Origin of the sequence: Pseudomonas putida (genome assembly GCF_001941965.1) — a bacterium.
Taxonomy (GTDB): domain Bacteria; phylum Pseudomonadota; class Gammaproteobacteria; order Pseudomonadales; family Pseudomonadaceae; genus Aquipseudomonas; species Aquipseudomonas putida_L.
The window spans coordinates 19,541-44,917 of sequence record NZ_MKZO01000030.1 but is presented as its reverse complement, the minus strand read 5'-3'; the positions used below and the strand labels follow the sequence as shown (position 1 = coordinate 44,917).

General features: G+C 58.4%; 22 protein-coding genes. All 22 read left to right on the top strand.

Going from position 1 to position 25,377, the window contains the following annotated elements; genetic code table 11:
- Positions 1 to 2: 2 nt before the first annotated feature.
- The 22 genes from mnmE to PSEMO_RS17785 all read left to right on the top strand — a co-directional run bounded on the left by mnmE (position 3) and on the right by PSEMO_RS17785 (position 25,310).
- Positions 3 to 1,373, top strand: a complete 1,371-nt coding sequence (mnmE, locus tag PSEMO_RS17890; protein WP_075804311.1) for a tRNA uridine-5-carboxymethylaminomethyl(34) synthesis GTPase MnmE — start codon at positions 3 to 5, stop codon at positions 1,371 to 1,373.
- Between the two features lie 54 nt (positions 1,374 to 1,427).
- Positions 1,428 to 2,474 (top strand): virulence RhuM family protein, encoded by a 1,047-nt coding sequence (locus PSEMO_RS17885; protein WP_075804310.1) that lies wholly within the window; start codon positions 1,428 to 1,430, stop codon positions 2,472 to 2,474.
- A 566-nt stretch (positions 2,475 to 3,040) separates the two neighbouring features.
- Positions 3,041 to 4,933: a tRNA uridine-5-carboxymethylaminomethyl(34) synthesis enzyme MnmG gene (mnmG, locus tag PSEMO_RS17880; RefSeq protein ID WP_075804326.1), complete on the top strand. Its 1,893-nt coding sequence runs from the start codon at positions 3,041 to 3,043 to the stop codon at positions 4,931 to 4,933.
- Positions 4,930 to 5,574 (top strand): 16S rRNA (guanine(527)-N(7))-methyltransferase RsmG, encoded by a 645-nt coding sequence (gene rsmG, locus PSEMO_RS17875; RefSeq protein WP_075804309.1) that lies wholly within the window; start codon positions 4,930 to 4,932, stop codon positions 5,572 to 5,574. The genes mnmG and rsmG overlap by 4 nt, the downstream gene beginning before the upstream one ends.
- Positions 5,575 to 5,592: 18 nt before the next feature.
- A complete protein-coding gene (locus tag PSEMO_RS17870) occupies positions 5,593 to 6,384 on the top strand; it encodes a ParA family protein (RefSeq protein ID WP_075804308.1) in 792 nt (263 codons plus the stop codon).
- 9 nt (positions 6,385 to 6,393) lie between these two features.
- On the top strand, positions 6,394 to 7,266 hold the full coding sequence (locus PSEMO_RS17865) for a ParB/RepB/Spo0J family partition protein (protein ID WP_075804307.1): 873 nt from the start codon (positions 6,394 to 6,396) through the stop codon (positions 7,264 to 7,266).
- A 149-nt stretch (positions 7,267 to 7,415) separates the two neighbouring features.
- Positions 7,416 to 7,823, top strand: coding sequence for a F0F1 ATP synthase subunit I (locus PSEMO_RS17860; protein ID WP_009402534.1), 408 nt, complete (start codon positions 7,416 to 7,418; stop codon positions 7,821 to 7,823).
- Between the two features lie 16 nt (positions 7,824 to 7,839).
- A complete protein-coding gene (atpB, locus tag PSEMO_RS17855) occupies positions 7,840 to 8,709 on the top strand; it encodes a F0F1 ATP synthase subunit A (RefSeq protein WP_075804306.1) in 870 nt (289 codons plus the stop codon).
- Positions 8,710 to 8,854: 145 nt separating this feature from the next.
- The gene (gene atpE / locus PSEMO_RS17850; RefSeq protein ID WP_003097235.1) at positions 8,855 to 9,112 is read left to right on the top strand and encodes a F0F1 ATP synthase subunit C; all 258 of its coding nucleotides are present in this window, start codon (positions 8,855 to 8,857) and stop codon (positions 9,110 to 9,112) included.
- A gap of 57 nt (positions 9,113 to 9,169) precedes the next feature.
- On the top strand, positions 9,170 to 9,640 hold the full coding sequence (locus tag PSEMO_RS17845; protein ID WP_075804305.1) for a F0F1 ATP synthase subunit B: 471 nt from the start codon (positions 9,170 to 9,172) through the stop codon (positions 9,638 to 9,640).
- Positions 9,641 to 9,652: 12 nt separating this feature from the next.
- Positions 9,653 to 10,189 carry a F0F1 ATP synthase subunit delta gene (locus PSEMO_RS17840; protein WP_075804304.1) on the top strand — a complete coding sequence of 179 codons (537 nt, stop codon included), beginning with the start codon at positions 9,653 to 9,655 and terminating at the stop codon, positions 10,187 to 10,189.
- A gap of 21 nt (positions 10,190 to 10,210) precedes the next feature.
- Entirely contained in the window at positions 10,211 to 11,755 is a 1,545-nt protein-coding gene (gene atpA / locus PSEMO_RS17835) for a F0F1 ATP synthase subunit alpha (RefSeq protein WP_075804303.1), read from the top strand.
- 50 nt (positions 11,756 to 11,805) lie between these two features.
- Positions 11,806 to 12,666: a F0F1 ATP synthase subunit gamma gene (gene atpG, locus PSEMO_RS17830; RefSeq protein ID WP_075804302.1), complete on the top strand. Its 861-nt coding sequence runs from the start codon at positions 11,806 to 11,808 to the stop codon at positions 12,664 to 12,666.
- 27 nt (positions 12,667 to 12,693) lie between these two features.
- Complete coding sequence (atpD, locus tag PSEMO_RS17825) at positions 12,694 to 14,070, top strand: F0F1 ATP synthase subunit beta (RefSeq protein ID WP_075804301.1); 1,377 nt, start codon at positions 12,694 to 12,696, stop codon at positions 14,068 to 14,070.
- A gap of 44 nt (positions 14,071 to 14,114) precedes the next feature.
- Entirely contained in the window at positions 14,115 to 14,534 is a 420-nt protein-coding gene (locus PSEMO_RS17820; RefSeq protein ID WP_075804300.1) for a F0F1 ATP synthase subunit epsilon, read from the top strand.
- Between the two features lie 123 nt (positions 14,535 to 14,657).
- Positions 14,658 to 16,025, top strand: coding sequence for a bifunctional UDP-N-acetylglucosamine diphosphorylase/glucosamine-1-phosphate N-acetyltransferase GlmU (glmU, locus tag PSEMO_RS17815; RefSeq protein WP_075804299.1), 1,368 nt, complete (start codon positions 14,658 to 14,660; stop codon positions 16,023 to 16,025).
- A gap of 196 nt (positions 16,026 to 16,221) precedes the next feature.
- Positions 16,222 to 16,998, top strand: a complete 777-nt coding sequence (locus PSEMO_RS17810) for a DeoR/GlpR family DNA-binding transcription regulator (protein ID WP_075804298.1) — start codon at positions 16,222 to 16,224, stop codon at positions 16,996 to 16,998.
- 2 nt (positions 16,999 to 17,000) lie between these two features.
- Complete coding sequence (gene glmS, locus PSEMO_RS17805) at positions 17,001 to 18,836, top strand: glutamine--fructose-6-phosphate transaminase (isomerizing) (RefSeq protein ID WP_075804297.1); 1,836 nt, start codon at positions 17,001 to 17,003, stop codon at positions 18,834 to 18,836.
- A 281-nt stretch (positions 18,837 to 19,117) separates the two neighbouring features.
- On the top strand, positions 19,118 to 19,972 hold the full coding sequence (locus PSEMO_RS17800; RefSeq protein WP_037061886.1) for a TnsA endonuclease N-terminal domain-containing protein: 855 nt from the start codon (positions 19,118 to 19,120) through the stop codon (positions 19,970 to 19,972).
- Positions 19,969 to 22,137 (top strand): Mu transposase C-terminal domain-containing protein, encoded by a 2,169-nt coding sequence (locus PSEMO_RS17795; protein WP_043860658.1) that lies wholly within the window; start codon positions 19,969 to 19,971, stop codon positions 22,135 to 22,137. Before PSEMO_RS17800 ends, PSEMO_RS17795 begins: the two co-directional genes overlap by 4 nt.
- Positions 22,134 to 23,603 carry an ATP-binding protein gene (locus PSEMO_RS17790; RefSeq protein ID WP_009405347.1) on the top strand — a complete coding sequence of 490 codons (1,470 nt, stop codon included), beginning with the start codon at positions 22,134 to 22,136 and terminating at the stop codon, positions 23,601 to 23,603. The genes PSEMO_RS17795 and PSEMO_RS17790 overlap by 4 nt, the downstream gene beginning before the upstream one ends.
- 15 nt (positions 23,604 to 23,618) lie before the next feature.
- The gene (locus PSEMO_RS17785) at positions 23,619 to 25,310 is read left to right on the top strand and encodes a TnsD family Tn7-like transposition protein (protein WP_075804325.1); all 1,692 of its coding nucleotides are present in this window, start codon (positions 23,619 to 23,621) and stop codon (positions 25,308 to 25,310) included.
- Positions 25,311 to 25,377: the final 67 nt, after the last annotated feature.

Sequence of the window (25,377 nt, the reverse complement as noted above, 5' to 3'; positions counted from 1 at the left end):
ACATGACTTCCCGTCGCGAAACCATCACCGCCATCGCTACCGCCCAGGGCCGCGGCGGGGTGGGTATTGTGCGTATTTCCGGACCGCTGGCGCGCCAGGCCGGGCAGGCGATCACCGGTCGCGAGCTGACGCCGCGGCACGCTCACTACGGTCCGTTCCGCAGTGACGACGGCCTGGTCCTCGACGAGGGCATTGCGCTGTTCTTCCCGGGGCCGAATTCATTCACAGGCGAAGATGTCCTGGAACTGCAGGGCCATGGCGGCCCGGTGGTGCTGGATATGCTGCTGCAGCGCTGTGTACAACTTGGCTGCCGCCTGGCGCGGCCGGGGGAATTCAGCGAGCGCGCGTTCCTCAACGATAAACTCGACCTGGCCCAGGCCGAAGCCATCGCCGACCTGATCGAGGCCAGTTCTGCACAGGCTGCGCGCAATGCCTTGCGCTCGCTGCAGGGCGAGTTCTCCCGCCGTGTGGATAACTTGACCGAGCGTTTGATCAGCCTGCGGATCTATGTGGAAGCGGCGATCGACTTCCCGGAAGAGGAAATCGACTTCCTCGCCGATGGCCATGTGCTGGGCATGCTTGACCAGGTGCGTGGCGATCTTGCCTCGGTCATGCGCGAAGCCGGGCAGGGCGCCTTGCTGCGTGACGGTATGACGGTGGTGATCGCCGGTCGTCCGAACGCTGGCAAATCCAGCCTGCTGAATATGCTGGCGGGTCGCGAGGCGGCCATCGTCACCGATATCGCCGGCACCACCCGGGACATCCTTCGCGAACATATCCACATCGACGGCATGCCGCTGCACGTTGTGGATACTGCTGGTCTGCGCGATACCGAGGACCATGTGGAAAAGATCGGCGTGGAACGCGCCCTGAAGGCGATTGGCGAGGCGGACCGGGTGCTTCTGGTGGTGGATGCCAGTGCGCCTGAGGCCAGCGATCCATTCGCCCTGTGGCCTGAGTTCCTCGATCAGCGCCCGCGGCCGGACAAGGTCACCCTGATCCGCAACAAGGCCGACCTGAGTGGCGAGGCCATTGGTCTGGAAGAAAGCGAGGATGGCCACGTCACCATCACCCTGAGCGCAAAGGCGCCGGACATGGGGCTGGATCTGCTGCGCGATCACCTGAAGGCCTGCATGGGTTATGAACAGACGGCGGAAAGTGGCTTTAGCGCTCGCCGGCGGCATCTGGATGCCTTGCGCCAGGCCAGCGCCAGCCTCGAACACGGGCGTGAGCAGCTGACGTTGGCGGGCGCTGGTGAATTGTTGGCTGAGGATCTGCGTCAGGCGCAGCAGGCGCTGGGTGAGATCACTGGGGCGTTCAGCTCCGATGATCTGCTGGGGCGGATTTTCTCCAGCTTCTGCATTGGGAAGTGAGATAGGGTTCGTTGTCATCCAGCAGGGGATGATGAGCACGAGAGGAAATGCCTTGTGAGTAGTAAACCCACCTTCATTCGCAACAGCACCGTCGAGTTTCTGATCTTTACCGGTCAAACGGCAGAACAGAGCATTGAGGCTCGCTATGAGGACGAAACCCTCTGGTTGTCACAAAAGCTCATGGCGGAATTGTTCGGGGTGGATGTGCGTACCATCAGTGAACACCTGAAGAATATCTTTGGCAGTGATGAGCTTGCCCCGGAAGCAACCATCCGGAAATTCCGGATAGTTCAGCAAGAAGGTCAGAGAGAGGTGTCCCGCATGGTGGAGTTCTACAACCTGGACGCCATTATTTCCGTTGGCTACCGAGTCAACTCCATACGTGCCACGCAGTTCCGCCAGTGGGCAACGGGTGTACTGCGCGAGTTCGCGATGACGGGTTATGTGCTCGATCGTAAGCGCATGGAAAACGGTGGTTTCCTGGGCGAGGACTACTTTGAGCGACTGTTGGCGGAGATCCGTGAGATCCGCCTCAGCGAGAGACGGTTCTACCAGAAAATCACCGATATCTACTCCACCAGCGTGGACTACAACAAGGACGCACCGACTACCAAGACCTTTTTCGCCAAGGTACAGAACAAACTCCACTATGCGATCCATGGGCACACGGCAGCAGAACTGATCTGCAAGCGGGCCGATAGCAGCAAGCCGCAAATGGGTCTGACGTCCTGGGCGAGTGCCCCTGACGGAAAGGTCCTTAAAACCGACGTTGCTGTGGCCAAGAACTACCTAAGTCAGGAAGAGCTCGCATCGTTGGGGCGTGTGGTCAATGCCTACCTGGAACTGGCTGAAGACCGTGCTCGCCGTCAAATACCCATGAGCATGGAGGATTGGTCCAAGCGATTGGACGCATTCCTGGAGTTTGATGACCGCGAAGTGCTTCAAGACAGTGGCAAGGTCTCCGCGAAGCTTGCCCAGATGCATGCAGAGAGTGAATTTGAGAAGTACAGAATCGTTCAGGACCGTCTGTTCGAGAGCGATTTCGACAGAACGTTGAAGAAGCTGGTGACCGGTAAGCGGAACACTGGCGAGGCAAATTGAGGCCGGTCACGCTCAAGCAGAACGACCTTCTGTAGCGACCTCAATCAGATGCTCTTATCCACAGTCCTGACGCGACCTGCATGGGCCGTCAATCTCCTTCAGTACTAACTCCCCTTTTCCACAGTCGAAAACCCCGGCGCGCTTCCGGCGCTTTCGCCTGCCCGCTCATTCACAATGCCCAAATAAGCCCTGTGGAAAACTCCCCTTCAGCTCCGTTGATAACTACCCCTCTAGCCTGAAGATAAATCCACCTGTGGGTAAACACCCATTTCATCCACAGGTTCAAGGCGCTTATCCATACCTCTCATGACCACTGAAGCACAGGGTTATGAATCTCTGTACAGCACGTAAATAAAGGCCTGTATAACCTTATCCACAGATAGGTACGCCCCTAAGAATAAACATAAAAACAAAGCTTTTATAAATCTTCCTTTCGTTATTTCTATTGCCGGCCATTCATCCACAGGCTGGTTAAATTTTGTGCAAAAGGTTCCTTTAGGAGGGGGTAAGTCCCTATACTTGGCAGCTATCCCTTTTACATTCCCGAAACAGGCACGAGGTGCGTGGTGGATTTCCCTTCCCGTTTTGAAGTGATCGTCATCGGCGGCGGCCATGCCGGTACCGAGGCTGCGCTTGCATCAGCACGCATGGGCGTGAAAACCCTGCTGTTGACCCATAACGTGGAAACCCTCGGGCACATGAGCTGCAACCCGGCCATCGGTGGCATCGGCAAGAGCCATCTGGTCAAGGAAATCGATGCTCTCGGCGGCGCGATGGCGCTGGCCACCGACAAGAGCGGCATCCAGTTCCGCGTGCTGAACAACCGCAAGGGCCCGGCCGTACGGGCAACCCGTGCCCAGGCCGACCGCGCTATCTACAAGGCGGTGGTGCGCGAGATCCTGGAAAACCAGCCGAACCTGTGGATATTCCAGCAGTCCTGCGATGACCTGATCGTCGAGCAGGACCAGGTGCGCGGTGTGGTCACCCAGATGGGTCTGCGTTTCTTTGCTGATTCCGTGGTGCTGACCACCGGCACCTTCCTCGCCGGACTTATCCACATCGGTCTGCAGAACTATTCCGGTGGCCGTGCCGGCGATCCGCCCGCGATTGCCCTGGCCCATCGCCTGCGTGAACTGCCTTTACGCGTCGGCCGTCTGAAAACCGGGACCCCGCCGCGTATCGACGGCCGTTCCGTGGACTTCTCGGTGATGTCCGAACAGCCAGGCGATACGCCGATTCCGGTGATGTCGTTCATGGGCTCGAAAGAGATGCACCCGCGTCAGGTCAGCTGCTGGATTACCCACACCAACGCGCGGACCCACGAGATCATCGCCTCCAACCTGGACCGCTCGCCGATGTACTCCGGGGTGATCGAGGGCATCGGCCCGCGTTATTGCCCGTCGATCGAAGACAAGATCCATCGCTTTGCCGACAAGGAAAGCCACCAGGTCTTCATCGAGCCGGAAGGCCTGAACACCCACGAGCTGTACCCGAACGGGATCTCCACCTCGCTGCCGTTCGATGTGCAGTTGCAGATCGTCCGTTCGATCCGCGGCATGGAGAACGCCCATATCGTTCGCCCGGGCTACGCCATCGAGTACGACTACTTCGATCCGCGTGACCTGAAGTACAGCCTGGAAACCAAGGTGATCGGCGGTCTGTTCTTCGCGGGCCAGATCAACGGCACCACCGGTTATGAAGAAGCCGGTGCGCAAGGCCTTCTGGCCGGGACCAACGCCGCGCTGCGCGCGCAGGGCCGCGAAAGCTGGTGCCCGCGTCGCGACGAGGCGTACATCGGGGTGCTGGTCGACGACCTGATCACCCTCGGTACCCAGGAGCCGTACCGCATGTTCACCTCGCGCGCCGAATACCGGCTGATCCTGCGCGAAGACAACGCCGACCTGCGCCTGACCGAAAAGGGCCGCGAACTGGGCCTGGTGGATGACGACCGCTGGGCCGCCTTCTGCGCCAAGCGCGAAGGCATCGAGCGTGAAGAGCAACGGCTCAAATCCACCTGGGTACGCCCGGACACCGAACAGGGCCAGGCCATCGTCGAGCGTTTCGGTACGCCGCTGAGCCACGAATACAACCTGCTCAACCTGCTGAGCCGGCCGGAAATCGACTATGCCGGCCTGGTGGCAGCGACCGGCGGCAGTGACGCGAGCGAGCAGGTCGCCGAGCAGGTCGAGATCAAGACCAAATACGCCGGTTACATCGACCGGCAACAGGAAGAAATCGCTCGCCTGCGCGCCAGCGAAGATACCCGCCTGCCAGACGACATCGAGTACAGCTCGATTTCCGGTCTGTCCAAGGAGATCCAGGGCAAGCTCGGCCAGACCCGGCCCGAGACCCTGGGCCAGGCGTCGCGTATTCCCGGTGTGACCCCGGCGGCGATTTCCCTGTTGTTGATTCACCTGAAGAAACGCGGCGCTGGCCGCGGTCTGGAGCAAAGCGCTTGAGTTCTATGGTCACCGCAAAACATGCCGAAGAGTTGTCCACAGGCGCGCGCCAGCTCGGTCTCGAACTGAGCGAGTTCCAGCAGCAGCAACTGCTGGCCTACCTGGCCCTGTTGATCAAATGGAACAAGGCCTACAACCTCACCGCCGTGCGTGATCCGGACGAGATGGTCTCGCGCCATCTGCTGGACAGCCTCAGCGTGATGGGTTTTATCCACAGCGCGAACTGGCTGGACGTCGGCAGCGGCGGTGGCATGCCCGGCATTCCATTGTCTATCCTGCATCCGGACAAGCAGGTCACGGTGCTCGACAGCAACGGCAAGAAGACCCGTTTCCTGACCCAGGTGAAACTGGAGCTGAAACTGGACAACCTCACGGTTATCCACAAGCGGGTCGAAGAGTTCCAGCCCGCGCAGCCCTTCACCGGGATCATTTCCCGTGCTTTCAGCAGCATGGAAAACTTCACTAGCTGGACGCGGCACCTGGGGGATTCCCAGACACAGTGGCTGGCAATGAAAGGACTGCATCCGGCCGATGAGCTGGTAGCATTGCCGGCAGACTTCAAAGTGGATAGCGAGCAGGCCTTGACCGTACCCGGTTGCCAAGGCCAGCGCCATCTGCTGATACTGCGCCGCACGGCATGACTGGGAACACAAGCAAGAATGGCTAAGGTATTCGCGATCGCGAACCAGAAGGGGGGTGTGGGTAAAACCACGACCTGTATCAATCTCGCGGCGTCGCTGGTAGCGACCAAGCGCCGCGTGCTGTTGATCGACCTCGATCCACAGGGCAACGCCACCATGGGCAGTGGTGTGGATAAACACGTCCTGGAACATTCGGTCTACGATCTGCTGATCGGCGAGTGCGACCTGGCCCAGGCCATGCACATCTCCGAGCACGGCGGTTATCAACTGCTGCCGGCCAACCGTGACCTGACCGCCGCCGAAGTGGTCCTGCTGGAAATGCAGATGAAGGAAAGCCGTCTGCGCAACGCGCTGGCGCCGATCCGCGAGAGTTACGACTACATCCTCATCGACTGCCCGCCGTCGCTGTCGATGCTGACGCTCAACGCGCTGGTCGCCTCCGATGGCGTGATTATCCCCATGCAGTGCGAGTACTACGCACTGGAAGGTCTCAGCGACCTTGTGGATAACATCAAGCGCATCGCCGCCCGGCTGAACCCGGAGCTGAAGATCGAAGGCCTGCTGCGGACCATGTACGACCCGCGCCTGAGCCTGAACAACGATGTCTCGGTGCAGCTCAAGGAGCACTTCGGCGAGCAGCTCTACGACACCGTGATCCCGCGCAACATCCGCCTGGCCGAGGCGCCGAGCTTCGGCATGCCGGCACTGGCCTACGACAAGCAATCCCGTGGCGCCCTGGCTTACCTGGCCCTGGCCGGCGAACTTCATCGCCGCCAGCGCCGTCAATCTCGCACTGCACAAACAACTTAAGGAATCCGCATGGCCGTCAAGAAACGGGGTCTCGGACGTGGGTTGGATGCACTGTTGAGTGGTCCGACCGTCAGCGCGCTCGAAGAGCAGGCTGTAAAGGTCGACAAGAAAGAACTGCAACACCTGCCCGTGGAGCTGATCCAGCGCGGCAAATACCAGCCGCGTCGGGACATGGACCAGCAGGCACTGGAAGAACTGGCCCAGTCGATCAAGGGCCAGGGCGTCATGCAGCCGATCGTGGTGCGCCCGATCCCGGGTGACCGCTACGAGATCATCGCCGGTGAACGCCGCTGGCGCGCCACCCAGCTGGCCGGTCTGGACACCATCCCGGCCATGGTCCGGGATGTGCCGGACGAAGCGGCGATCGCCATGGCGCTGATCGAGAACATCCAGCGCGAGGACCTCAACCCGGTCGAGGAAGCCATCGCCCTGCAGCGCCTGCAGACCGAATTCCACCTGACCCAGCAACAGGTCGCCGATGCGGTCGGCAAGTCGCGGGTGACCGTGGCCAACCTGCTGCGCCTGATTTCCCTGCCGGAAGTGATCAAGACCATGCTGTCCCATGGCGATCTGGAGATGGGCCATGCCCGTGCTCTGCTCGGATTGCCTGAAGAACAGCAGGTCGAAGGTGCGCGACACGTTGTCGCACGCGGTTTGACCGTTCGTCAGACCGAAGCCCTGGTTCGCCAGTGGTTGAGTGGCAAGCCTGAACCGGTCGAAACGGCCAAACCTGATCCGGATATCACCCGCCTGGAACAGCGTCTGGCCGAGCGTTTGGGCTCGTCTGTACAGATCCGCCACGGTAATAAGGGCAAGGGCCAATTGGTTATCCGCTACAACTCGCTAGATGAGTTGCAGGGCGTTCTTGCTCACATCCGCTGAAACAATTCCCTTTGTAGCGCGCAGTCGGAAATCACTACCCGGCAGTTGAATAGGGGTTAATCCGCCCCTATACTCTGCGCGCATTTTGTCGGCACAAATTATGCCAAGTCATAGTTGACTGGTTGGCCGACTTCGGGGGAGCAGTTTTGATGGAAACCCGCACGCCAAACCGCCTGCCTTTCCATCGCTGGGCGGTTTTCCCGGTACTGCTGGCCCAATGTGTCGTGTTTCTGTTGGCAGCTTTGGCTTTGTGGCAGTGGCGCGGGACAGTCAGCGGATATTCAGGCCTCTGCGGAGGGCTGATCGCCTGGCTACCGAACGTGTATTTCGCCTGGAAGGCCTTCAGGTTCACCGGGGCCAGGGCAGCGCAAGCCATCGTCAAGTCGTTCTACGCAGGCGAGGCGGGCAAATTGATTTTGACGGCGGTGCTGTTCGCACTGACGTTCGCAGGAGTGAAGCCATTGGCGCCATTAGCAGTATTCGGCGTCTTCTTGCTGACCCAACTGGTCAGCTGGTTCGCGCCCCTGCTGATGAAAACAAGACTTTCGAGACCTTAGGGCGTTTGAGGCAAACATGGCAGAAACAACGGCTTCGGGCTATATCCAGCACCACTTGCAGAACCTGACCTTCGGTCAACTTCCAGACGGCGGCTGGGGCTTTGCCCACACCGCAGCAGAAGCCAAGGCAATGGGCTTCTGGGCGTTCCACGTGGACACCCTGGGTTGGTCGTTCGGGCTGGGCCTGATCTTCATCCTTCTCTTCCGCGCCGCGGCGAAGAAAGCAACTGCCGGCCAGCCTGGCGGCCTGCAGAACTTCGTCGAAGTGCTGGTCGAGTTCGTCCACGGCAGCGTGAAGGACTCGTTCCACGGCCGTAGTGCGGTCATCGCCCCGCTGGCCCTGACCATTTTCGTCTGGGTGTTCCTGATGAACGCCATCGACCTGGTACCGGTCGACTGGATTCCTCAGCTGGCCATGGCGATCTCGGGTGATCCGCACATTCCGTTCCGCGCCGTTTCCACCACCGACCCGAACGCCACCCTGGCCATGGCCTTCTGCGTGTTCGCCCTGATCATCTTCTACAGCATCAAGGTCAAGGGTCTGGGCGGTTTCATCGGCGAGCTGACCCTGCATCCGTTCGGCAGCAAGAACATCTTCGTTCAGGCCCTGCTGATCCCGGTCAACTTCCTGCTCGAGTTCGTCACCCTGATCGCCAAGCCGATCTCGCTGGCACTGCGTCTGTTCGGCAACATGTACGCCGGCGAGCTGGTGTTCATCCTGATCGCGGTGATGTTCGGCGCCGGCCTGCTGTGGCTGAGCGGCCTGGGTGTCGTCCTGCAGTGGGCGTGGGCTGTGTTCCACATCCTGATCATCACGCTGCAAGCTTTCATCTTCATGATGCTTACCATCGTCTACCTGTCGATGGCTCACGAAGATAACCATTAAGACCGCCTGGCGTGTCTGATGACCCTCTTGTCGGTGTGAGAGAGGGTCGAAAACGTCCGCAAGGGCATCGTTGTACAAAACGATTTTGTTTTACCGCTTCAAACTAAAAAACCTAACCAATACGACGTAAAAGTCGGGAGGAAAGATGGAAACTGTAGTTGGTCTTACCGCTATCGCTGTTGCTCTGCTGATCGGCCTGGGTGCTCTGGGTACCGCCATTGGTTTCGGCCTGCTGGGCGGCAAGTTCCTGGAAGGCGCTGCTCGCCAGCCAGAGATGGTTCCAATGCTGCAAGTTAAAATGTTCATCGTTGCCGGTCTGCTCGACGCCGTAACCATGATCGGTGTTGGTATCGCTCTGTTCTTCACCTTCGCGAACCCCTTCGTTGGTCAAATCGCTGGCTAATCACTCGGTTTCTCGAGTGATTGGATGTGATGGACAAAGACCGAGCGAGGTGTTGGCGTGAACATTAATGCAACCCTGATTGGCCAGTCCGTTGCCTTCTTCATCTTTGTGCTGTTCTGCATGAAGTTCGTGTGGCCTCCGGTCATCGCGGCTTTGCAAGAGCGCCAGAAGAAGATCGCGGACGGACTGGACGCTGCCAACCGAGCAGCTCGCGACCTGGAGCTGGCCCAAGATAAAGTGGGTCAGCAACTGCGCGAAGCTAAGGCTCAGGCAGCTGAAATCATCGAGCAAGCCAAGAAGCGCGGTGCGCAGATCGTCGAAGAGGCCCGTGATCAGGCCCGCGTCGAAGCTGACCGTGTGAAGGCTCAGGCTCAGGCCGAGATCGAACAGGAAATTAACAGCGTCAAAGACGCGCTGCGCGCCCAAGTGGGTAGCCTGGCCGTTGGCGGTGCTGAAAAGATCCTTGGCGCCACAATCGATCAAAACGCGCATGCGGAGCTGGTTAACAAACTGGCCGCTGAAATTTAAGCGAGGGCGATCATGGCAGAACTGACCACGTTGGCCCGACCTTACGCTAAGGCTGCCTTTGAGCATGCCCAGGCCCAGCAGCAACTGGCCAATTGGTCAGCCATGCTCGGCCTGGCTGCTGCGGTGTCGCAAGACGACACCATGCAGCGCCTGCTCAAGGCCCCGCGACTGACGAGCGCACAAAAGGCCGCCACGTTTATCGACGTGTGCGGTGACAAGTTCGACGCGCAAGCACGCAATTTCATCCACATCGCTGCGGAAAACGACCGTCTCCTGCTTCTGCCGGAGATCTCGGCGCAGTTCGAGCTGTACAAGGCCGAACTGGAAAAATCCGTAGACGTGGAAGTCACCAGTGCTTTTGCGTTGAACCAAGAACAGCAAGACAAACTCGCCAAGGTTCTCAGTGCACGACTCAACCGGGAAGTGCGCCTGCATGCGACGGAAGACTCCGCCCTCATCGGTGGCGTCGTGATCCGCGCAGGCGACCTGGTTATCGATGGCTCGGTTCGCGGCAAGCTCGCGAAACTGGCCGAAGCATTGAAATCTTGAGTTTGAAGGGGCAGCAGAGCAATGCAGCAACTCAATCCTTCCGAAATTAGTGAAATCATCAAGGGCCGCATCGAGAATCTCGATGTAGCCTCCCAAGCCCGCAACGAAGGTACTGTCGTCAGCGTTTCTGACGGCATCGTGCGGATTCACGGTCTGGCCGACGCTATGTACGGCGAAATGATCGAGTTTCCAGGCGGCGTCTACGGTATGGCCCTCAACCTGGAGCAAGGCTCCGTTGGTGCGGTAGTACTGGGCGCCTACGACACCCTCGCCGAAGGCATGAGCGCCAAGTGCACTGGCCGCATCCTGGAAGTTCCGGTTGGTAAGGAACTGCTGGGTCGCGTTGTCGACGCACTGGGCAACCCGATCGACGGCAAAGGCCCACTGGGCAACACCGAGACCGACGCGGTCGAGAAAGTTGCTCCAGGCGTGATCTGGCGTAAGTCGGTAGACCAGCCTGTACAGACTGGCTACAAGTCCGTTGACGCCATGATCCCTGTCGGCCGTGGCCAGCGCGAGCTGATCATCGGTGACCGTCAGATCGGCAAGACCGCCATGGCCATCGACGCCATCATCAACCAGAAAGACTCCGGTATTTTCTGCGTTTATGTCGCTGTCGGCCAAAAGCGTTCCACCGTTGCCAACATCGTTCGCAAGCTGGAAGAAAACGGCGCCCTGGCCAACACCATCGTGGTGGTTGCCAGTGCTTCGGAATCCGCCGCACTGCAATTCCTGGCGCCATACGCCGGTTGCACCATGGGCGAGTTCTTCCGTGACCGCGGTGAAGACGCACTGATCGTTTACGATGACCTGTCCAAGCAGGCCGTTGCCTACCGTCAGATCTCCCTGCTGCTGCGCCGTCCACCAGGACGCGAAGCGTACCCAGGTGACGTGTTCTATCTTCACTCCCGTCTGCTGGAGCGTGCATCGCGCGTTTCCGAAGAGTACGTCGAGAAGTTCACCAACGGCGCTGTAACTGGCAAGACCGGTTCCCTGACCGCACTGCCGATCATCGAAACCCAGGCTGGCGACGTTTCCGCGTTCGTTCCGACCAACGTGATCTCGATCACCGACGGTCAGATCTTCCTGGAATCGGCCATGTTCAACTCGGGCATCCGCCCTGCAGTGAACGCCGGTGTTTCGGTATCCCGTGTGGGTGGTGCCGCTCAGACCAAGATCATCAAGAAGCTGTCCGGTGGCATCCGTACCGCTCTGGCTCAGTACCGTGAACTGGCGGCATTCGCCCAGTTCGCTTCTGACCTGGACGAAGCTACCCGCAAGCAACTCGAGCACGGTCAACGTGTTACCGAGCTGATGAAGCAGAAGCAATACGCTCCTATGTCGATCGCTGACATGGCGTTGTCGCTGTATGCCGCTGAGCGTGGGTTCCTGACCGACGTTGAAATCGCCAAGATCGGCAGCTTCGAACAAGCCCTGATCGCTTACTTCAACCGTGATCACGCCGACCTGATGGCGAAGATCAACGTGAAGGGTGACTTCAACGACGAAATCGACGCTGGCATCAAGGCCGGTATCGAGAAGTTCAAGGCCACCCAAACCTGGTAAGCCGCAGCGGGGGCTTTGCAGCCCCCGCTTGCTAACCTGATAGGTGTTACATGGCAGGCGCAAAAGAGATTCGCAGTAAGATTGCGAGCATCAAAAGCACGCAAAAAATTACCAGCGCCATGGAAAAAGTGGCGGTCAGCAAGATGCGCAAGGCTCAAACGCGCATGGCTGCTAGCCGTCCTTACGCGGAGCGCATCCGCCAGGTGATCGGTCATCTGGCCAACGCCAACCCGGAATACCGCCACCCATTCATGATCGAGCGCCCTGTGAAGCGTGCTGGTTATGTCGTGGTGAGCAGTGACCGTGGTCTGTGCGGTGGCTTGAACACCAACCTGTTCAAGGCCCTGGTCAAGGACATGGCGGCAAACCGCGAGCAAGGCGTCGAGATCGACCTGTGCGTGATCGGCAGCAAGGGCGCGGCGTTCTTCCGCAGCTTCGGCGGCAACGTCGTTGCAGCGATCAGCCACCTGGGCGAAGAACCATCGATCAATGATCTGATCGGTTCCGTCAAGGTCATGCTGGACGCGTACCTGGACGGTCGTATCGACCGCCTGTCCGTGGTATCGAACAAGTTCGTCAACACCATGACGCAAACGCCAACGGTCGAGCAGTTGGTTCCGTTGGTTGCAACCCCGGATCAAGAGCTCAAGCACCACTGGGACTACCTCTACGAACCTGACGCCAAAGAGCTGCTGGACGGCTTGATGGTGCGTTACGTGGAGTCGCAGGTCTACCAGGCGGTGGTCGAGAACAACGCGGCTGAACAAGCTGCCCGGATGATCGCCATGAAGAACGCCACCGACAACGCCGGCGACCTGATCAAAGAGCTGCAATTGATCTACAACAAGGCGCGTCAGGCTGCGATCACCCAAGAGATCTCGGAAATCGTCGGCGGCGCTGCCGCGGTTTAACGGTTCAAATATTCAGAGGATACTGCTATGAGTAGCGGACGTATCGTTCAAATCATCGGCGCCGTAATCGACGTGGAATTCCCACGTGATGCGGTTCCGAGCGTTTACAACGCGCTGCAGGTACAAGGCGCGGCAACCACCCTCGAAGTTCAGCAGCAGCTGGGCGACGGCGTGGTTCGTACCATTGCGATGGGCTCGACCGAAGGCCTGAAACGCGGCCTGGACGTTGTCGACAGCGGCGCAGCCATCTCGGTACCGGTCGGTAAAGCGACCCTGGGCCGTATCATGGACGTCCTCGGCAACCCGATCGACGAAGCCGGCCCGATCGGCGAAGAAGAGCGTCGCGGTATCCACCAGCCTGCGCCTTCGTTCGCTGACCAGGCAGGCGGCAACGACCTGCTGGAAACCGGCATCAAGGTTATCGACCTGGTTTGCCCGTTCGCCAAGGGTGGTAAAGTCGGTCTGTTCGGTGGTGCCGGTGTAGGCAAGACAGTAAACATGATGGAACTGATCCGTAACATCGCCATGGAACACAGCGGTTACTCCGTGTTCGCTGGTGTGGGCGAGCGTACCCGTGAGGGTAACGACTTCTACCACGAGATGAAGGACTCCAACGTTCTCGACAAGGTAGCGCTGGTCTACGGTCAGATGAACGAGCCACCAGGAAACCGTCTGCGCGTAGCGCTGACCGGCCTGACCATGGCCGAGAAGTTCCGTGACGAAGGTAACGACGTTCTGCTGTTCGTCGACAACATCTATCGTTACACCCTGGCCGGTACCGAAGTATCCGCACTGCTGGGCCGTATGCCTTCGGCGGTAGGTTACCAGCCGACCCTGGCTGAAGAGATGGGCGTGCTGCAAGAGCGCATCACTTCGACCAAGGAAGGTTCGATCACCTCGATCCAGGCCGTATACGTACCTGCGGACGACCTGACCGACCCGTCGCCAGCGACCACCTTCGCCCACTTGGACGCCACCGTCGTTCTGTCCCGTGACATCGCTTCCCTGGGTATCTACCCAGCGGTAGACCCACTGGACTCGACTTCCCGTCAGCTGGACCCGCTGGTGATCGGCAACGAGCACTACGAGACCGCTCGCGGCGTTCAGTATGTTCTGCAGCGCTACAAAGAGCTGAAGGACATCATCGCGATCCTGGGTATGGACGAACTGTCCGAGACCGACAAGCAACTCGTTGCTCGTGCTCGTAAGATCCAGCGCTTCCTGTCCCAGCCGTTCTTCGTGGCAGAAGTCTTCACCGGTTCTCCAGGCAAATACGTTTCCCTGAAAGACACCATCGCTGGCTTCAGCGGCATCCTCAAAGGTGACTACGACCACCTGCCAGAACAAGCGTTCTACATGGTCGGCAGCATCGACGAAGCGATCGAGAAAGCCAAGAAACTGTAATCCCGGCGCCCCGAAAGGGGCGCTAATCAGGTCGAGGCAAGCAAATGGCTATGACAGTCCATTGCGACATCGTCAGCGCGGAAGGGGAAATCTTCTCCGGTCTGGTCGAGATGTTGGTAGCTCACGGCAACCTGGGTGATCTTGGTATCGCTCCAGGCCACGCGCCGCTGATCACCAACCTCAAGCCGGGTCCGATCACGCTGACCAAGCAGGGTGGCGCGCAGGAGGTGTACTACATCTCCGGTGGTTTCCTTGAGGTCCAGCCGAGCATGGTCAAGGTTCTCGCCGACACCGTGCAACGTGCAGGTGACCTGGACGAAGCCCAGGCGCTGGAAGCAGTGAAAGCTGCTGAAAATGCCCTGAACAGCAAAGGCGCGGATTTCGATTATTCGGCCGCTGCTGCTCGTCTGGCCGAGGCCGCAGCCCAGCTGCGTACCGTCCAGCAAATGCGTCGTCAGAAGTAATCGGCATTCAGCCGGTCATTTCTGAAGCGATTGAGTAAAAGGGTAGCCTCGGCTACCCTTTTTCTTTTTCCGTGTTTTTTCTCCCGGTCACAGCGCTGACCACCCAGGATTGGTAGCCAGTCAATGTCTCTCGATATCGTTATTCTCGCTGCGGGCCAGGGCACGCGCATGCGTTCCGCCTTGCCCAAGGTGCTTCACCCGGTTGCCGGTGATTCCATGCTCGGCCATGTTATCCACAGCGCCCGCCAGCTCCAGCCCCAAGGTATTCACGTGGTGATTGGCCACGGTGCCGAACTCGTGCGTGAACGTCTGGCCGCGGATGATCTGAATTTCGTACTCCAGGACAAACAACTGGGCACCGGCCACGCCGTGGCCCAGGCCCTGCCGGCGCTGAGTGCCGACACTGTGCTGATCCTCTACGGCGATGTACCGCTGATCGAGGTCGAGACCCTGCAGCGCCTGCTGGCCAAGGTCAACGACCAGCAACTCGGCCTGCTCACCGTGACCCTCGACGACCCGACCGGCTATGGCCGTATCGTCCGCGACGCCGCTGGCAAGGTCACCGCCATCGTCGAGCACAAGGACGCCAGCGATGCGCAGAAAGCCATCCGCGAAGGCAACACCGGCATTCTCGCCGTCCCGGGCAAGCGTCTTGCCGATTGGCTGGGCCGCCTGTCCAACGACAACGCCCAGGGCGAGTACTACCTGACCGACGTTATCGCCATGGCCGTGGCCGATGGCCTGGTGGTCGCCACCGAGCAACCGCTGGACCCGATGGAAGTGCAGGGCGCCAACGACCGCCGGCAACTGGCCGAGCTGGAGCGTCATTACCAGTTCCGTGAAGCCCGGCGCCTGATGGCCCTCGGCGTGACCCTACGTGACCCGGCGCGTTTCGATGTGCGTGGCGAAGTCACCGTCGGCCGCGACGTGCTGATCGACATCAACGTGATTCTCGAAGGTCGGGTGATCATCGAGGACGACGTGCAGATTGGTCCGAACTGCGTGATCAGGAATACCACCCTGCGCAAGGGCGCGGTGGTCAAGGCCAACAGCCACCTGGAAGGTGCGGTGATGGGCGAGGGCAGCGATGCCGGTCCGTTCGCCCGCCTGCGTCCGGGCAGTGTGCTGGACGCCCGTGCCCATGTGGGTAACTTCGTCGAACTGAAGAACGCTCACCTCGGCGAAGGCGCCAAGGCCGGCCACCTGACCTACCTGGGCGATGCCGAAATCGGCGCCCGCACCAACATCGGTGCCGGCACCATCACCTGCAACTATGACGGTGCGAACAAGTTCAAGACCACTATGGGCGAGGACGTGTTCATCGGTTCGAACAACTCGCTGGTTGCCCCTGTGGATATCGCTTCCGGCGCCACCACCGCAGCAGGTTCGACCATCGTGCAGAATGTCGACGCCGCCCAACTGGCCGTGGGTCGTGCCCGTCAGCGCAATATCGACGGCTGGAAACGGCCGGAGAAGATCAAGAAAAGCTGAGTTGTCCACAGCGTGACAAAAGGCCGGCCTGCATTGTGCATAAGTCGGCCTTTTGCATTTATGTCGGTGCTGTGGATAAGCCAACCCGTGCAAAGAATGTTATCCACATCGCCTTTTGTCCAATTGGCGCTTGACCCAACGAAAGATTCAGGTTTTGATTGCCGTCATTAACTTTCGAACCGAAACTTAAGCGCAAATGTCGAAACGAAACACACCTCAAAGACGCCACAACATTCTTGCTCTGCTCAATGAACAGGGCGAAGTGAGCGTGGATGAGCTGGCCAAGCGTTTCGAAACTTCCGAAGTGACCATTCGAAAGGATCTCGCTGCCCTGGAAAGCAATGGCCTGCTGCTGCGCCGTTATGGCGGCGCGGTCACCATGCCCCAGGAACTGATCGCCGACCAGGCCCAGCCGGTTTCCCTATACAAGCAAGCCATCGCTCGCGCCGCCGTTGCGCGGATTCGCGAACATGCGCGGATCATCATCGACAGTGGCAGTACCACTGCCGCGATGATCCCCGAGCTCGGCTTGCAGCCTGGCCTGGTGGTGATGACCAATTCCCTGAATGTTGCCCGCGCCCTCAGCGAACTGGAACACGAACCGGTGCTGCTGATGACCGGCGGCACCTGGGACCCGCACTCCGAGTCCTTCCAGGGCCAGGTTGCCGAGCAGGTGCTGCGGTCCTACGACTTCGACCAGCTGTTCATCGGTGCCGACGGCATCGATCTGGTTCGCGGCACCACCACCTTCAACGAGTTGCTCGGCCTGAGCCGGGTCATGGCGGAGGTGGCGCGGGAAGTGATCGTGATGGTCGAGTCCGACAAGGTCGGGCGCAAGATCCCCAACCTCGAGCTGCCGTGGAGCAGCGTGAGCACCCTTATTACCGATGAAAGCCTGCCCCGTCAGGCACGCGAACAGATTGAAGCCCGCGGCATCAACGTGATTTGTGCCGCTATCAGCCAGGAGCATTGACTATGTGTGGAATCGTTGGCGCCGTCGCCGAGCGTAATATCACCGCCATTCTGATCGAAGGCCTCAAGCGTCTCGAGTACCGCGGCTATGACAGCGCCGGCCTGGCCGTCTATACCCAGCAGGGCAGCCTGGAGCGCCGTCGGCGCATCGGCAAGGTCAGCGAACTGCAGGCGGCCGTGGCGGCCGATCCGCTGGCTGGCCAGCTGGGTATCGCCCACACCCGCTGGGCCACCCACGGTGCACCGACCGAACACAACGCCCACCCGCACTTCTCCGGCAACGAGCTGGCGGTGGTGCACAACGGCATCATCGAGAACCACGAAGTCCTGCGCGAGAACCTGAAGTCCCTGGGCTACGTGTTCAGTTCGGAAACCGACACCGAAGTGATCGTGCACCTGCTGCACCACACCCTGAAGACCGTTCCCGACCTGGCCGACGCCCTCAAGGCCGTGGTCAAGCAACTGCATGGCGCCTACGGCCTGGCCGTGATCAGTGCCAAGCAGCCTGACCGCCTGGTCGCCGCCCGCAGCGGCAGCCCGCTGGTAATCGGCCTGGGCCTGGGCGAGAACTTCCTGGCTTCCGACCAACTGGCCCTGCGCCAGGTCACCGACCGCTTCATGTACCTGGAGGAGGGCGATATCGCCGAGATCCAGCGTGAGCAGGTGCGTATCTGGGACGCCAACGGTGTCGCGGTCCAGCGTGAAACCGTGCAATACCACGAAGGTGCGGAAGCGGCTGACAAGGGCGCGTACCGTCACTTCATGCTCAAGGAAATCCACGAGCAGCCCACCGTGGTCCAGCGCACCCTGGAAGGTCGCCTGGGCGCCGATCACGTGATGGTCCAGGCCTTCGGTCCGAATGCGGCCGAGCTGTTCGCCAAGGTGCGCAACGTGCAGATCGTCGCCTGTGGTACCAGCTACCACGCCGGCATGGTTGCCCGTTACTGGCTGGAAGAACTGGCCGGCATTCCTTGCCAGGTCGAAGTCGCCAGCGAATTCCGCTACCGCAAGGTGGTGGTGCAGCCGGACACCCTGTTCGTCTCCATCTCCCAGTCCGGCGAAACCGCCGACACCCTGGCCGCCCTGCGCAATGCCAAGGAACTGGGCTTCCTCGGCAGCCTGGCGATCTGCAACGTCGGCATCAGCTCGCTGGTGCGCGAATCCGACCTGACCCTGCTGACCCTGGCCGGTCCGGAAATCGGCGTCGCCTCGACCAAGGCCTTCACCACCCAGCTGGTCTCGCTGATGCTGCTGACCCTGGCCCTGGGTCAGGTGCGTGGCACCCTCGGTGCCGGCGTCGAAGCCGAGCTGGTCGAGCAACTGCGTCGCCTGCCGGTACGCCTTGGTGAAGCCCTGGCGATGGACGCCACGGTCGAGAAGATCTCCGAGCTGTTCGCCGACAAGCACCACACCCTGTTCCTCGGCCGCGGCGCGCAGTTCCCGGTGGCGATGGAAGGTGCCCTGAAGCTCAAGGAAATCTCCTATATCCACGCCGAAGCCTACCCGGCGGGCGAGCTGAAACACGGCCCGCTGGCACTGGTAGATGACGACATGCCGGTGGTCACTGTCGCGCCGAACAACGAACTGCTGGAGAAGCTCAAGTCCAACCTGCAGGAAGTGCGTGCCCGTGGTGGTCAGTTGGTGGTGTTCGCTGATGAGCAGGCGGGGATGAGCAATGGCGAAGGCACTCACGTGATCGCCATGCCGCATATCGCTGATGCGCTGGCGCCGATTCTGTACACCATTCCGCTACAGTTGCTTTCGTATTACGTGGCGGTGTTGAAGGGGACTGATGTGGATCAGCCGCGGAATCTGGCGAAGTCGGTGACTGTCGAGTAAAGGGCAGGAACTGAAGCGTTCGATGGCTTTGAATAATAAAGATTGACACAAAATAATAAAGTTTGACACAAGCTATTAAAGTTTGACACAACGCGCAAACCCCCGTATTTACGGGGGTTTCCCGTTTCTGGACCACGCCATTGGTCCGGATTAGCTGCTTCGCTTTTCAGCCGGAGTAGTCTAGGTACGACCCTCTGAGCAGCTCCTCGTGGGCGGTGTTTTCCTAGAACTATTTTTTTGAATGTGAGGTACAGCGCTTCGTTTGGTCTGAGGAGGCAGTGTTGCGCGGTCGTAGGTTTGCTTCGAAGCAGGATATTGAACGGCACATTGCCAACGGATTTGGTGCCGGAGCCGGAGCCAGTTACGTGCCCTGGTTGCGTGTACAGGACGTCCCGTCGCGGGGGCGGTCTCACAAAATCCAAGGCGTGAAAATCGATCGTATACATCACTTTTTGTCCGATCTCGAACGCGCCTTTTTCCTGGTTTGCGAATTCTCTGAAGACGTCGTGGACATCCGTGAGCAGTATCCGCTGCTCCAGGTGGAAAGCACCCAAGCAATTGCCCGGGCAATTGGTGTCCGATATCCGAGATACAAAGGAACCACCCTCCCGCTAGTCATGACGACAGACTTCCTTTTGACCGTGAAGCAGCCGAATGGGGATTTCAGGTCCGTCGCAAGGACAATCAAGTATCAGCAAGATCTCGTCGGGGAGGACTCTGTCCGGACATTGGAGAAATTGGAGATTGAGAGACGATTCTGGATGAGCCAGGACGTGGACTGGAGCATTGTCACCGAGGAGTTGTTCACACCTAATCTGATTAAGAATCTCGGGCTGTTGAGACAATATGCACGGCTACCCCGGCCTCTGATGAGTTCATCTCTGCACTCCGATTTTCTCGAAATCCTTGAGGCTAGTAAGGCTTACCCTTGGTCGACATCTGAGTCTTTGCGAAAAATCGCAACCCGTTTGTCTATACCGTATACCGAGGCGCGGGACATGTTCTTCCATCTTATCTGGAGCAAGATGATTCAGGTCGATTTGAGCAGCGCTCCGCTTCACCTCAAATCGCCGTTACCAGATCTCAAGGTAGTTTATCCCGCCGAGATGACCTCATTCATTGAGAAATTATCATGAATATTTCAGTGAATGAGGTGTTTGAACCTGTAACGGAACACTCTGTGATCTCGTCCATGGTTAGAGTTCTTCACCTCATTGAGGCTCAGGACGCCGTAATGGTGATAGCTCTGACCGAGCCGCCAGGTAAACCTTATCCTTTGGGCCTTGAGGAGCTCAGGCTGTCGTTAGAGTCTGGCGACACCAAGCCGGTAGTGACTGCCGTGCCTGAGTTTCTGCTCGTTCTGGAGGATGACCTCGATGACAGCACTAAGCGTGATCGAGATGAGAAGTGGGCAATTATCGAGCCTCTCCTAGACCCGGCTTATCCAGGACAGATTTTCGTGCAGGGCGAGATGGGCCGGCTGGTTGGGAACAGGGCCGCTGAGCTGGGTATCCAGCGAAAGACCATTTACCGCTTACTGTATCGATACTGGTTTTATGGTCAGGTAAGAAATGCGTTTCTTAAGAACTATTCGGCTGTAGGAGTGGCGAACAGAAACTACTCGCCTGGCGTACGACCAGGACGGAAACCAAAATTTCAGGGGGTACTTGTATCCCCTTGTAAATTGCTCAGTGCTATTGATAAGCGATGCATAAAAGTAGGTTATGCGCTTTATGCAAAAAATAAAACATCATCTCTTCGTATTGCTTACGACAAGATGCTTAAGAAATTTTATTCTGTAAAGGATCTTTCGAAAAACTCGGAAAATCGGGTACGACTTCTTCCGGAATCGGAAATTCCAACATTCACTCAGTTCGACTACTGGGGAAAGCAGTTTTTTGATGAAATTGAAACTGATCGTGGGCGTAAAGGGTTGACGAAGTGGCTTAAGGATTGCCGCCCAATCGCAGGCACTGTTCGCGATTGGCTTCGTGGCCCGTGCCACCAGTTTGAGATCGACGCGACGATTGCGGACATCTACCTGGTTAACAGCTACTCGCGGCGGATGACTATCGGTCGTCCGGTGGTATACGTCGTTGTGGACAGCTTCTCGGGAATGATTGTTGGTCTCTATGTCGGCCTGGAGGGGCCTAGCTGGAACGGCGCTCGGCAGGCATTGTTCAACGCCTTTACCTCCAAGGTGGAGTTCTGTGCGAAGAACGGTGTCGAGATCGCCCCCGGTGATTGGGACTGTCATCATTTGCCACATCAGATCTACGCCGACCGGGGCGAGATGCTGTCCCTTGCAGCAGAAGGGCTGGCAAGCGGCTTGGGCATCGAGATGGGTACGGCACCTCCGTACAGACCAGATTGGAAGCCCATGGTCGAAAGTCGATTCGGTATCCTCAATGATCTAACCGATATCAGGTGGCTTCCAGGCGGCGTTGCCGCACGAGATAAAGAGCGGGGCGAGCGGGACTGTCGACTCGATGCCACGCTGAACCTGAAGGAATTTACCCAGATCGTCATTGAGTCCGTTCTTCATTACAACCGTTTTCATCGGCAGCCGGATCGCCTCACACAGGCGATGATGAACGATGGCGTCGAGCCTACTCCGACGGGCATATGGACCTGGGCTTTGGAGAATGACCTGATTCACGCCAATAACCGGCCTGACGAATTGATCTATCTCCACCTGCTGCCTCGCGAACGAGCCACCGTGCAAAAGGGCGGCATGCTCTTTCGCGGAATGCACTATGTTTGCGAGCTCGCCATCAAAGAGAACTGGTTTGCCAAGGCTCGACGTAATGGTGTCTGGTCGATTGACTGTCGGTTTGATCCGAATTCCGCGGCGCATATCTGGATTCAGGGTGAGAACAAGCAGTTCGTCCGCTGTGACCTTCGAGGCTCGGACTTCAAGTACGCCGACTACCGTTCGGATGAAATCTACGATCTTTTGGAAGCGTATCGACAGTTGCCCCCATCTCATAAACGCGCGGAGCTGGAGAGCCGTGTGAGCTTGGTCGACACGGTCGAACAAATCATCAGCAATGCGCGGGCCGAGCGAAAGGATGAACCAGCTGCCAGCACCAAGGCTGAGGCGGTGGGTAATATCCGCCAAAACCGGTCCGAGGAACGGGAGCGTGAGCGCGAGAATGCGTTTGTTCCTGATGGCGTCCGTGCCGAGCCTGCAAAACCCGCTGCCGACACACCTTTAATTACGCATGATTCGTATGCGGGACCTCGCCGCGCGCAGGTGATCGATCTCCTTAAAAGAACGCGGCCGGGGAAAACTCAATGAAAGGCGCACAAATTTTTGCGAGCTATACCAAACAAGCGATCGCTGAGTACGCGGGAAACCCCTTGATCGAAGCTCTGCCGCCGATTCTTGTTGATACGGATGCTATCGATTTGATATCGAATTTCCCCGAGCCAGTTACACCCGCAGAGCTTGATCTCGACGGTGCAACACGGGTTCACTGCATCGAGCGCTTGAGGACAGTCGTTCAACCTTTCCTGCTGCATTTGGAGCTGGAGTCCATGATTTCCCTGCTGATCCGCCGGGGATACGTTGGACGCAACCCAACCTCACCTACCACGGTAAGGCATCTACATTCCCTGTCAGGGGCCCAGCGTTACCATGACTCATTCAAGTCGACCGCTGACTCGTTCAGTGTTGTAGGCTTGAGTGGAATTGGGAAGTCCACTGCTCTGCACGCCATTTTGAGCCTTTATCCACAGACGATTCGGCATGAGCGTTTTGAGGGCAAGCAGTTCGTCCAAACACAAATCACGTGGCTCAAGCTGGATTGTCCGCGAGATGGCTCGCTTGCTGGATTTTGCCGACAGTTTTTCCATGCCGTTGGTAAGGCACTGGGAGATGCGGATTATCACAAGCGACATCGGTACAGGAACATCGACGATGCGCTGCAGCAGATGGAGCAGGTCGCCAGCACGTTCTACATTGGTGCTTTGCTTATTGATGAGCTTCAGAACCTTCACTTGGCGAAGACGGGTGGGAAGGACAGCATGCTCAACTTCTTCCTCCACCTCGTAAACAATATCGGAATTCCTGTCGTGTTCATCGGTACGAATTCGATGATCAGCCTGTTCTCTGACGTTATGCGTGTTGCACGGCGCAGTTGCGGTGGCGGTATGGTCGAATTCAAGCGATTCGAGAAAGATGATGAAGAGTGGCAGTTTCTGGTTCAGAACCTCTGGAGTTATCAATGGTGCAAGCAGCAGGCTGAACTCACTCCCAAAATTTTCGACGCGCTGTACGAGCACACCCAAGGCGTAACGGACTTTTTGGTTAAGATTTTGGTACTTAGCCAGCGATATGCTATTCAGAGCGGTGTTGAGTGTCTGACTGCCGAGATAATTACCCAGGTCAGTAATGCCAAGATGCAGATTCTCAAACCGGCTATCTCGGCTTTACGCAGCCGCAACCCTGCACGTATGCGGCAGTTCGACGACTTGCTTCCTATCGAGGAGCAGCTGATAGCCATGATGGCGTTTGACGGACTCCCTCGCTCAGAGCGTATTGCATTGCTGCGTGGTGTGACGCCGCACTCTAAGCCGGAGACCCAGGCTCCCACAGCTGTAGAGAGTAAGCCTACAGCTCCTACCGCGCCCGCAGCTGTTGCTGTGGAATCATCGGAGGCAAAGGCCTTGAGTCAACAGCCTGACACCCTGGCAGCGCTGAAGTCAGCTGGTTGGATCTCTACGGACCTCTTTGAGTTTTCACCAAGCTACCGTAAATCATGATTCGAGGGTATGGAGATGGGGCTCAAATTCCATTTCTTCCCAGCAGCTTTTCTCGACGAGACACTTCACAGTGTCCTCTCTCGATACGCCCGGCTTTGTGGAGGTAGCCGTAAAGCTGCCTTCGCTGGCGAGCTCGCCGCGGCCTCGTTTACGCAGAACGTGGCGTTTCCGAGTCGGTTGGCTGATTTGGCCGAGTTACTTCCCCACGGCACTGATCTCTCCGTTGCTCGAATCATCGAGCTGCATACCGTGTTGCCTTACTACGCACCCTTCCTCACCCATGACCAAATGCAGCACGCTCAGGGCGTGATGGCGGTAGATGGTAAAGGACTGATGCTGAAATTGGGCATCAATGCCAGTCGGATCGAGGGCGCTTCGAGAGTGCGGTTTTGTCCCCTGTGTATCGACGAAGATATCGCTCGGGATGGGGCGGCCTACTGGCATCGAACCCACCAACTACCCGGTGTTTTGGTATGTCCCGACCATTGCCAGTTGCTAAAGGTAGTGGATCACGGCTGGCATAGCCGAAACTCACGACAGCTCAATCTTCCAGACGATGACGAAGTACAAGGCCATTCAGTCCAACTGGAGGTTGCCCAAGAGTACGTCCCCAGGTTGCACCAGGTCGCATTGAACTCACAGCAATTGCTCCGTTCACGTCTAGGTCCGCTAGCCGCTACTGTAGTGCAATCCTTTCTCCTGCAAGGCGCTGCAGCTCTTGATCTGGCTTGCGGTGAAGCGCATCGGTTGGATCTGTGCCGTTTGGCTGCGCATATGAACAGTTTTTTCAACGAACTCCCGGTCGCAGGGGAGTATTCGATTCTTCGTGAGGCCTCTCCAGGACTGCCTGCGACTTGGGTTACCAAGCTGCTTCGAAGGCCCAGAGGCACCCACCATCCTCTCAAGTACATCTTGCTGGCCAGCGCTTTGAAAGTTGAACTGGCAAGCATCCCACACACTGGGGAGCTGCTATTGCCCAGGGAGGGGAGAGCACTGCCAATTGAGGTCCGCTCATCACACCTGAGGGTGGCGAGTCCCAGAGTTGAAGAGCTGGATGGTCTGCCAGCGGCAGTTTGGAAGCTAGCGCTTTCCGGACACGATGCATTGAGGATCGCCGACTCGCTGAATGTGTCCGTGGTTTACGTTTATCGGGCCATCCGCGCCGTGGAAGGTGGTCCGAGCGCCTGGCGAGAAGCGAGATTTTTAAACGAGCGCCGGCAGCGGCGAACAGCCTTTGAGGAGGCTCATCGTCGGCTCCAGGCTCGCGAATGTCGTGATTATGCGTGGCTCTATCGATGCGATCGCGCATGGCTTACGGACTGCATCGCGGAGCATCGCAATGCCCACGGAGGCCGGGCGCATAGTGCCGGCGTATTCGTTGTCCTCGACGCGGAACTTGCTGAGCAGATCAGAAGTTGTGCTCAGAGGCTTCGAGCAGTATCTGGAAAACCCGTTCGAGTATCGCGTACCAGGATTGGTAGGGAGCTCAACGCACTGTCGCGGTTCGAGAAGCAACTCGCCAAACTCCCACTCTGTGCGGGAGCATTGGAGCAGGAATGCGAGTCTGCTGAGCAGTTTCATCGTCGGCGTCTGCAATGGGCTCAGGAGAAACTGTTGTCGGAGCAACGAAGCGTGACTCAATCGTCGTTGTACCGCACTGCCTGCATAAGGCCGAGGGTGTCGTCCAAGAAGGGTAAAGGCTTTTAGCCGGCAGGTACCGCGCGAGCTTCAAGCTGACGGGCTCGGCCCACCTGTCCACCTGATCCATAGTGTT

Excerpts from the sequence above, each read along its gene's own strand:
- atpG (WP_075804302.1), top strand. The coding sequence starts at position 11,806 with ATGGCAGGCGCAAAAGAGATTCGCAGTAAGATTGCGAGCATCAAAAGC.
- PSEMO_RS17810 (WP_075804298.1), top strand. The coding sequence starts at position 16,222 with ATGTCGAAACGAAACACACCTCAAAGACGCCACAACATTCTTGCTCTG.
- glmU (WP_075804299.1), top strand. The coding sequence starts at position 14,658 with ATGTCTCTCGATATCGTTATTCTCGCTGCGGGCCAGGGCACGCGCATG.
- PSEMO_RS17840 (WP_075804304.1), top strand. The coding sequence starts at position 9,653 with ATGGCAGAACTGACCACGTTGGCCCGACCTTACGCTAAGGCTGCCTTT.
- atpA (WP_075804303.1), top strand. The coding sequence starts at position 10,211 with ATGCAGCAACTCAATCCTTCCGAAATTAGTGAAATCATCAAGGGCCGC.
- atpE (WP_003097235.1), top strand. The coding sequence starts at position 8,855 with ATGGAAACTGTAGTTGGTCTTACCGCTATCGCTGTTGCTCTGCTGATC.
- PSEMO_RS17865 (WP_075804307.1), top strand. The coding sequence starts at position 6,394 with ATGGCCGTCAAGAAACGGGGTCTCGGACGTGGGTTGGATGCACTGTTG.
- PSEMO_RS17820 (WP_075804300.1), top strand. The coding sequence starts at position 14,115 with ATGGCTATGACAGTCCATTGCGACATCGTCAGCGCGGAAGGGGAAATC.
- atpB (WP_075804306.1), top strand. The coding sequence starts at position 7,840 with ATGGCAGAAACAACGGCTTCGGGCTATATCCAGCACCACTTGCAGAAC.
- PSEMO_RS17785 (WP_075804325.1), top strand. The coding sequence starts at position 23,619 with ATGGGGCTCAAATTCCATTTCTTCCCAGCAGCTTTTCTCGACGAGACA.
- PSEMO_RS17795 (WP_043860658.1), top strand. The coding sequence starts at position 19,969 with ATGAATATTTCAGTGAATGAGGTGTTTGAACCTGTAACGGAACACTCT.
- glmS (WP_075804297.1), top strand. The coding sequence starts at position 17,001 with ATGTGTGGAATCGTTGGCGCCGTCGCCGAGCGTAATATCACCGCCATT.
- PSEMO_RS17790 (WP_009405347.1), top strand. The coding sequence starts at position 22,134 with ATGAAAGGCGCACAAATTTTTGCGAGCTATACCAAACAAGCGATCGCT.
- PSEMO_RS17860 (WP_009402534.1), top strand. The coding sequence starts at position 7,416 with ATGGAAACCCGCACGCCAAACCGCCTGCCTTTCCATCGCTGGGCGGTT.
- atpD (WP_075804301.1), top strand. The coding sequence starts at position 12,694 with ATGAGTAGCGGACGTATCGTTCAAATCATCGGCGCCGTAATCGACGTG.
- mnmE (WP_075804311.1), top strand. The coding sequence starts at position 3 with ATGACTTCCCGTCGCGAAACCATCACCGCCATCGCTACCGCCCAGGGC.
- PSEMO_RS17870 (WP_075804308.1), top strand. The coding sequence starts at position 5,593 with ATGGCTAAGGTATTCGCGATCGCGAACCAGAAGGGGGGTGTGGGTAAA.